Annotated in this window: 1 protein-coding gene; it reads left to right on the top strand. The window is 31.9% G+C overall.

The features are described from left to right. Positions 1–103: 103 nt before the first annotated feature. Positions 104–1,492 carry an ISLre2 family transposase gene (locus tag BLV37_RS14735; protein WP_091733221.1) on the top strand — a complete coding sequence of 463 codons (1,389 nt, stop codon included), beginning with the start codon at positions 104–106 and terminating at the stop codon, positions 1,490–1,492. Positions 1,493–1,694: the final 202 nt, after the last annotated feature.

The following is a 1,694-nucleotide window of genomic DNA, read 5'->3' as shown; positions in this document are numbered from 1 at the left end:
CTTAGTGTAAAATAATTGTAGGAAAAAATATAAAAAGAATAGCCCCATATGTTATGATGGAAGTGTCAAAGCAACACACCAAAACACAGAGGAGGCTATTCTTATGAATACAATTATACACGAAATAGTAGAAAAAATCACCCTGGATATGAAAAATAATTTAGAGGACCTAATATTAGATAGTAAAGACATTTCTCATTTCATCATAAATACAGGAAAATCCCTAGATGAAATAGGAGTTAAAATAGTGAAGGAAGCTCTAGAAATGCTTGATGAGACCATTAGGGAGTCAAGCACTAGAAAAAAGGAATACTACATTCAAAGAAGAAATGATAAAAAAACACTAATAACAAAATTTGGAGAAGTTAACTATCAAAGAACCTACTACAAGAATAAAAAAGATGGAAGCTATGACTACCTATCAGATAGGATGGTTGGAATAGAATCCTATGAAAGAATGGATTTATCCTATGAAGCAGAATTAATAAAAGAAGCAATGGATAACTCCTACCATAAATCAGGAAAAAAAGTATCCCCTAATACACAAGTAACCAAGCAGACAGTCCTAAATAGCATAAGGAAACTAGGTAATGTAGAGAACAAAGATGCAGAACTAAAGACTAAGAAAAAAGAAGTAAAGATAATTTACATAGAAGCAGACGAAGACCATGTAGCCATGCAAGATGGTAAAAATAAAGAAATAAAACTAATTTATGTTCACGAAGGAAAGAAATTTAAATCAAAAGATAGATATGAACTAATAAACAAAAGATACTTCACAGGCTCCTTAAAAGACACAGAAGATTTATGGCTAGAAGTAGCAGACTATTTAGAAGAAGCCTACAACTTAGATAAGGTAGAAAAAATCTACCTTTCAGGCGATGGAGCAAGATGGATAAAAGAAGGATTAAATTGGATAAAAGGAAGCCAATATGTACTAGACTACTTTCACCTATCCAAATATGTAAGAAAAGCTACAGCCCACCAGCCCCACACCTTTAGCAACCTATGGAACTATATAAACCAACACAATAAAGAAGCAACCAGGGATCTATTAAATATCATAATAGAAGAAACAAAATCAGAAACCAAGAAAGAATCAGTTAAAGATTGTAAAAGATACATTCTAAATAATTGGGAAGGAATAATAAGAAGGTATGAAAAAGAATATGTAGGCTGCAGTGCAGAAAGTCACATTAGCCATATACTATCCTCCAGGCTAAGTTCAAGACCCCTAGGATGGAGTAAAATAGGAGCAGACCAAATGGCAAGACTAAGAGTATACAATGCCAATGGTGGAGACCTTTATGAACTAATGAGTAAAAAGAAAAAAGATCAAGCAAGAGAAGAAAGAATAATAGAGTTAGAAAAAAGACTAGTTAAGAAAAAATTAAGAAGCTCAATACCAGAAAGTCTAGATAACATCCCATACATAAGTGATGGAAGAAGGAGCTGGCAAAGACAAATATTAAGAACAATGAGGGGTGCCTAAGATAGATTTAAACATCTCTTAAAATCAATAATGTGGAAGTTAAATCTATAATAACCAGAATCAACTATAAAATCATATAGTTTATTTATAGAGCCTAAATATTATCAAATAAAGTTAAGAGCTTTGAAATGAGATAATTACAGGCTACATCAAACAAGGGGAAAGTATAATTATTATTTTCCTACAAATTATTGACACGATC

The organism is Proteiniborus ethanoligenes, assembly GCF_900107485.1.
Taxonomy (GTDB): Bacteria; Bacillota; Clostridia; order Tissierellales; family Proteiniboraceae; genus Proteiniborus; species Proteiniborus ethanoligenes.
The sequence above is the reverse complement of the archived record's forward strand: the minus strand, read 5'-3'. Positions and strand labels throughout refer to the sequence as shown.